General features: G+C 26.0%; 6 protein-coding genes. All 6 read left to right on the forward strand.

Features of this window, described 5'->3' with window-relative positions; all coding sequences use genetic code 11:
* A partial coding sequence (locus ACIQ56_RS12920; RefSeq protein ID WP_397601469.1) for a heavy metal translocating P-type ATPase occupies nt 1–2,520 on the forward strand: 2,520 nt, incomplete at its 5' end.
* A complete protein-coding gene (gene ccoS / locus ACIQ56_RS12925) occupies nt 2,511–2,690 on the forward strand; it encodes a cbb3-type cytochrome oxidase assembly protein CcoS (RefSeq protein ID WP_397601470.1) in 180 nt (59 codons plus the stop codon). The genes ACIQ56_RS12920 and ccoS, both read left to right, overlap by 10 nt.
* Before the next feature lie 267 nt (nt 2,691–2,957).
* Nucleotides 2,958–3,896, forward strand: coding sequence for a trypsin-like serine protease (locus ACIQ56_RS12930; RefSeq protein ID WP_397601471.1), 939 nt, complete (start codon nt 2,958–2,960; stop codon nt 3,894–3,896).
* 386 nt (nt 3,897–4,282) lie between these two features.
* Nucleotides 4,283–4,879 carry a hypothetical protein gene (locus tag ACIQ56_RS12935; protein WP_397601472.1) on the forward strand — a complete coding sequence of 199 codons (597 nt, stop codon included), beginning with the start codon at nt 4,283–4,285 and terminating at the stop codon, nt 4,877–4,879.
* 25 nt (nt 4,880–4,904) lie between these two features.
* Entirely contained in the window at nt 4,905–5,885 is a 981-nt protein-coding gene (locus ACIQ56_RS12940) for a trypsin-like serine protease (RefSeq protein ID WP_397601473.1), read from the forward strand.
* 192 nt (nt 5,886–6,077) lie between these two features.
* On the forward strand, nt 6,078–6,764 hold the full coding sequence (locus tag ACIQ56_RS12945) for a hypothetical protein (RefSeq protein ID WP_397601474.1): 687 nt from the start codon (nt 6,078–6,080) through the stop codon (nt 6,762–6,764).
* Nucleotides 6,765–6,915: the final 151 nt, after the last annotated feature.

The raw sequence follows: 6,915 nt of genomic DNA on the forward strand, positions 1-6,915 counted from the left end.
ATGCCAAAGCAATGTAGCGAACCAGTAAATCCGTATGCTGCTATTGATAATATAGGAACAAAAATGTTTAAAAAACTATCCATAAATAAAAACTCCAATCAAAAAGATACCTCAATTTTAATATCACAAAATAGTCTTTCAAATAAAGTATCTCATGAATTTAATTTGGAAGATATATGTCTTCATTGTAAAAAAAAGTTTACTAAAAATAAAGATACAGAATTATTTTGCTGCAATGGATGTGCCAATGTCTATCAATTTTTAATTTCCAATAATTTAAGTAAATATTATGAAATAATGAACAAAGTAGGGGAAAAGCCTTCAACTGCGGAAGATTTTTCAGAATCACATTACGCCATTTTTAAAAATGATAAATTAAATACTATTTTTAAATTTAGAAATAATTTATGGGGATTTTTTATTCCTGAAATAAAATGTGCGGCTTGTATTTGGCTAATAGAAAAATCTATACAGAAAAATCCAAATATTAATGATATTAATATAAATATATTAGATAAAGTTGTTACATTTTCTTTCATTGAAAATAATGCTGAATCTTTAGAAAAAGTTGCAAGAGCATTAATTAAAATAGGTTATAATCCTTTACCTCTTCCTTTTTTATCTTCTAAAGAGTTTAGAACTTCTTATGAAAAAGAAAGAATTAAAGATATTGGTATCTCAGGTTTTGCATTTGGAAATGTAATGATCTTTGCAGCTAGTTCTTATTTTGGTAAATATTTTGGAATAAATCCTGAAATTAATCATGTTTTTATTATATTAAGTATGATTATATCTATTCCTGCAACAATTTATGCAGGAAGAAGTTTTTTTATAAATTCTTATAATGCTTTCATAAATAAAAAAATACATATAGATTCAACAATTTCATTTGCTTTGATTATCTCTTTAGTTATTAGTATTTATGAAGCATATATGAATAGTGGTAAAGTTTATTTTGATAGTATAACGGGTCTCGTATTTTTACTTTTAGTTGGTAGATACTTTCATGAAAAATCAATTCATAAAGCAAAAGAACTTGGTGAGACAATTAAAAATATTTTACCAATTGAAGCTTTTTCTATTAATAAAGGTGATAAAATACATGTTCCAATTGGAAAATCATTTTTAGCCGATGGTTATATTATTGAAGGGGAAACAGAAGTAAATGAAGCTTCTCTTACGGGTGAAGAATATCCTGTATTAAAGAAAAAGTCGGATTATGTTTTAGCTGGGTCTCAAAATCTTTTAAATCCAGTTACAATTATAGCTGAAAAAACAGGAAGCGAAACTTGGGTTTCTTCTCTTGAAAATTTAATCCTAATTGCAAAATCCAAAAAATCTAAAGTTGAAACACAAATAGAAAAAATACTTCCTAATTTTACACTTTTAATTGTAGCTATTTCTTTATTATCTTTTATATTTTGGTCATTTATTTCGATACAAAAAGCATTAGATATTTTTGTTTCTATTTTGATTATTTCATGCCCTTGTGCTTTAGCATTAGCTACCCCATTGTTAATGTCTTCGGCGCTTAAAAATTTGTGGGAAAAAGGGGTTATTGTAAAAAACCAAAATTCAATTGAAACAATTCCATTAATTGATTCCATTTTATTTGATAAAACAGGAACGTTAACAAGTGGAAATTTATCGGTACTTAGTTATGAAATTTTAAATACACAAATTGATATAAAAAATAAAGATGAAATTTTATCTTGTTTTTCTTCTTTATCAAATTTCTCTTTACATTTAGTTTCAAAAGCAATTTCTAAAAAATTTAATAATTACTCATATAAGTTTAATTTTATTGATATTAAAGAGCATGCTGGAAAAGGGATAGAGGGTTATTTAATAGATTCTAATATTCATGTCAAAATAGGAAATTCTGATTTTATAGGTATTGATAATGAAGAATCAGAAATGAATTACTCTGTTTATGCCAAATATGATAATGTTTATTTTAAATTTATTTTAACGGATAAAATCCAAGTTGGAGCAGAGAATTTAATATTATTTTTAAAAGAAAAAAATATTGATACATACCTTCTTTCAGGAGATAAACAAGCTTCTGTTAAGAGCATTGCTAATAAATTAGGGATCAATTTAAATTTCGTTTTTTCATCATTATTGCCCAAAAATAAATTAGAATTTCTTGAAAAATTACAAACGAATGGAAAAAAAGTGATGGCTGTTGGGGATGGTGTTAATGATGCTGCTATGCTTGCTAAAGCTCATGTCAGTATAGCTTCTCATGGTGGAACAGATATTGCTCTTCATTCGGCTGATATTTTTTTAAGAAAATCGGATTTAAATTTAATAAAATCAACTTTTTATTATTGTAATTATATTAAAAAAACTTTAAAAATTTTAATTTCTGTCAGTCTTATATATAACATAGTAGCAATCTTATTTGCTTGTTTGGGATATGTGGATCCCTTATTTGCAGCTATTTTTATGCCAATATCGTCTTTAACTGTTTATTTGATCGTTTATTTTAGGCAAGGAAAAAAAGTATGGGAGTAATTATATATTTAGCAATTTTTATGGTTTTTATAGGAGCTTTTTTTCTTTGTATTTTTTTATTTGCTGTCAAAAATGGACAATTTGAAGACCTTGAAACTCCTGCCCATAAAATTCTTTTAGATGATAGTGTTGAAAATAATATTGAAAAAAATAAAGAAGAAATAAAATAATAAAGATATTTTTAAATTAGTTATAAAATATTTAAGAATATCTAATATATTTGGAAATTTAGTTTATCTACTATTTAGTAAAATGAATTCGGAATTATTATTGACAATAAAGATTACTTCTATTAAGTAAAACTTCTTCTTTTAAAGAAAGTTGCAATTATCATTGCAACTTTCTTTTTTGAATTTTATAGAGGTTAATTAAAAAAAATGAAAATATCATTGTTCCCTTTTTGTTTGTCGTTTATTATTTTTTTTTCATGCAGCAGAATGCAAGATAATAATATAGATAAAGACAATAAATATAATTATATTTTCGATGAATTATCATCAAATAGAATATCAAATGGTAGTCAAAATTTTTCTAATATTTTAGGGGCTAATTCTACTGTTCTTATTTTTTTAGAAAACAGTTTTTGTTCAGGAACAGTAGTCTCTTCTCATTATGTTATTACAGCTGCGCATTGTGTTTATAATCTTGATACTAAATTAACAAAATCTCCTTCAAAAGTAGAAATTATAATTGGGCAAAAAATTACTGATTTATTAAATATACAATATCTTAGGGTTAAAAATATTTATGTTAATGAAATTTATCAAGATCCTTCATTAAAATATACCTCATTAGGTGACATTGCATTAATTGAGACAGAGGACAATTTAGTTTATAAATATTCTCTCACTCCAGCAAAAATTATGCTTGGAAAACCAAGCATTACAGAAAAAATCCTTTCTATTGGCTATGGTTTAACTGGTAAAAATGAAGAAAAAACAGGTGGTTTTAAAAGATGGGCTCTTTCAAGTGTGGGTTCTTTAAATTTATATATGAGTTCAGATGATAAAAGAATGATAGATGAAAAATATACTAATGCTTCTAATAATCAATATGTTAGTAAAAAATACGACTCAAATGATGTGCAGGATACTTTTTTAGTTACCCATAAAAAGTTGCAGAGTGAAGGACAAATCTGTTTCGGGGATTCTGGAGGACCTCAATTTGTGATTCGGAATGATGAAGCCGTCTTAATTTCAGCGTCTGAAGGATTTAATTCCTATTGGCAAGGCAAAGAGCTATACCATTTTATGAAATCTGGGAAAGATACTTGTAAGTATGAGAGTGCTTTAAATACCCGAATTGCACCTTATGTTGATTGGTTAAATGATAAAATGAAATTATCCGGAGAGTCACTTGTACTAGTTTATAATTAAAATAGAAAACAAAAATTTATTACTAACAACATATTTTTTCATTAATGTTATAAAAATAAGCAATATATAAACCAATACCACAAAAAATAGTTAAATTTCATATGTTTAATTATGTTTTTTAAAATAAAAAAATTTTATTTTAAAAGCAAAAAACATTTATAATATAATGAATATTATTGATAAAATTTAATTTAAAAATATATATATTTAATATTATATAAAAAATAATGATAGATTACCAAAAAATATTGACAATAAATATAAATTCCTTTAATTAAAAAGTTCCCTTTATATTTATTGGTTTATTTTATAGGAAAAAAAAATGAAATTATAACCTATTTTTAGTTACTTTGTCTTTAATTTCTTTGAATTTAAATGCTTATTCAATGGAAAAAAAATTAGAAATATCTCCAAATTTAGGGTATACTCATTTAGATGGATTTTCTTTTCAAAGAACTGGAAAAATAATTAATAAATTTGATGGCTTGAATCTTGGTGTTTCTGCATTGCATTCTTTTGATAGCCAAGGTTTGTTTACACCAGTTCTGGGTGCTGGGTATCATTATGTTGGTGTCTCAAATCAAAATAATTTAGAATCTGGTACTTTTGATACAAATTTTTCTTATCATTCCATTGTTGCAAATGGTGGTGTTAAATTAAATATATTTAAAAATATATCTATTCATACTCTTGCAAATTTGGGCTATTCTTTTGCTAATACAATCGATGTAACAACTTCAAGCAGTTCTAATTTTGTTAAAAGAGCTTTAGATAGTTCTAGTTTTGAAATTAAAAATCATTATTTTTATGGTGTTACGTTAATGAGTGCTTATAAATTTAGCCAAACGTTCAGTCTTGGTGGTTCCTTTATTTATAACAGACATAATATGACATTAGATTATATTACTCCCCCGGAAACGATTCAAGAAAATTCATCTTTTAATGAATATTCTGCAAATATAATTGCTTCTTGGTCACTATGATTTTTAATTGAGGTTTAATTAAAAAATGAAATTATCTTTTATTCCTTTGTGTTTATCTTTCCTTATTATTGCTTCATGTAATAAAACAACTGATAATAAATTAAAAAATGAGCAATCTTGTAATAATCTTCCAGATGGATTTACATCAAATAAAATTGCAAATGGTTGTGAAGATTTCTCTAATAATATTTTAGGTGCAAACTCAACTGTGTTTTTTACAACAGGTACAGGCGTTTGTACTGGGACTGTTGTCTCGCCTCATTTTATAATAACTGCTTCACACTGTATCATAAATGCTTTGCCATCTAATACCGAAATCATTCTTGGCCAAAATGCTTATGATGTTTTTAATATAAAATCTTTAAAAGTTAAAAATATTTATGCCAATTATATGTATCAAAATCCTTTATTATACAAAACTTCATTAGGTGATATCGCACTTATTCAAACAGAAGATAATTTAGTGGAGAATTCTCTAATACCAGCAAAGGTTATGTTAGCAAAGCCAATTCCAACTGAAAATATCCTTTCAATAGGATATGGATTAACTGGGCAATATAAAAAGGGGACGCTTGGTTTAAAAAGATGGGCTGTTTCAAGTGTGGGTTCATTAAAAATAAATATGAGTAATTCTAGAAAAGAATTTATTGAAACTATATATAAAGAATCTTTAAAAAATAATTTTGTAACTGATAAACACGATTCAAAAGAATCACAGGATACCTTTTTAGTAACCTTAAAAAAGTCACAAAGCCAGGGGCAAACATGCAATGGAGATTCTGGTGGGCCTCAATTTGTGATTCGCAATGGAGAAGCTGTTTTAATTTCTGCGACTCAAGGTATCAATCCCATATGGCAAGGCAAGGAATTAGATGATTTTATGGAAAGTGGCAAAGATTTTTGCGAATATGAAGATGGATTAAATACACGCATTGCTCCTTATATTGATTGGGCAAATAATATCATGAAAACATCTGGGGAATCTCTTGTTCTTGTAGATAAATAAGTCAAAATGAGATTTCTGTTTTAAATTATTTTTTAAGTTTTAATTTATCCTATAAAACTGATATTTATCTTAAATATATAATTTATTAGATATTTTAATATATTTTTCCAAATCTAATTTGACTACTAGAATAGAATGAAATACGCCTTTAAATCTTCGAAAAAGAATTTTGAAGATTTAAAGGATTTTATTATGGCAAAAAAAAGTTTAACTTTGAAAATAGTGGGTTGTATTAGTTCTTTTTTATTCTTTTCGAACTCAGCCCAAGCTGAAGAAAAGAATATTGATATATATGGTGGCATTGGTTATACCAATTTGAGCGGATTTTCATTTGATACATCTAAAAATGTATTTAATAAATTTAATGGATATCAATTAGGATTATTTGGACTGTATACTTTTGAAAATGATTCCAATTTAAAATTTTCAATAGGCTCTGGATTACAAATTACAAAAACAAAAAATCAAGATACTTCCACAGATATTCAAAATGTAGATTCTTTAAAAGCAAATTTTGATTATACTTCTTTCATTTTTCATTCAGGTATTAATTATAAATTAACAAATTCAATTTCAATGTATTTTCTGGGAAATTTTGGATATACTTTAAAGAATACTTTTAATGTTGATTTAGATACAAATGATAATTATGCACGCGCTGCAAATAATTCTACGAGTTACACGATAAATAATCACTTTTTTTATGGCGCTACGTTAATGGGTGCATATAAAATTTCTGAAATATTTAGTCTTGGATCAAGTTTTATATACAATCGACATACTATGACATTAAATTATAAAACATATCCTTCAACAGTAACAGAAAGATCTTCATTTAATAAATATTCTATGAACTTACTATTTATTTGGTCAATTTAAATTTAAATTAATATAAATGAAGGATTTTTTTATGGTGCGCCAAGATAAGTGCGTAAGAACCAGTGAGTGCGAATCTCACCCACGTAAAGATTAGCCATCAGCGTGGAAGTAAGCAGTGCGATTAATAAGGTAACAAATTAATTGAAGCCAT

This window comes from Silvanigrella sp., from assembly GCF_044369315.1.
Lineage (GTDB): Bacteria > Bdellovibrionota_B > Oligoflexia > Silvanigrellales > Silvanigrellaceae > Silvanigrella.

Bases quoted from the DNA above. Each gene is read 5' to 3' on its own strand.
- ccoS (WP_397601470.1), top strand. From the start codon at position 2,511: ATGGGAGTAATTATATATTTAGCAATTTTTATGGTTTTTATAGGAGCT.
- ACIQ56_RS12930 (WP_397601471.1), top strand. From the start codon at position 2,958: ATGCAAGATAATAATATAGATAAAGACAATAAATATAATTATATTTTC.
- ACIQ56_RS12945 (WP_397601474.1), top strand. From the start codon at position 6,078: ATGGCAAAAAAAAGTTTAACTTTGAAAATAGTGGGTTGTATTAGTTCT.
- ACIQ56_RS12935 (WP_397601472.1), top strand. From the start codon at position 4,283: ATGGAAAAAAAATTAGAAATATCTCCAAATTTAGGGTATACTCATTTA.
- ACIQ56_RS12940 (WP_397601473.1), top strand. From the start codon at position 4,905: ATGAAATTATCTTTTATTCCTTTGTGTTTATCTTTCCTTATTATTGCT.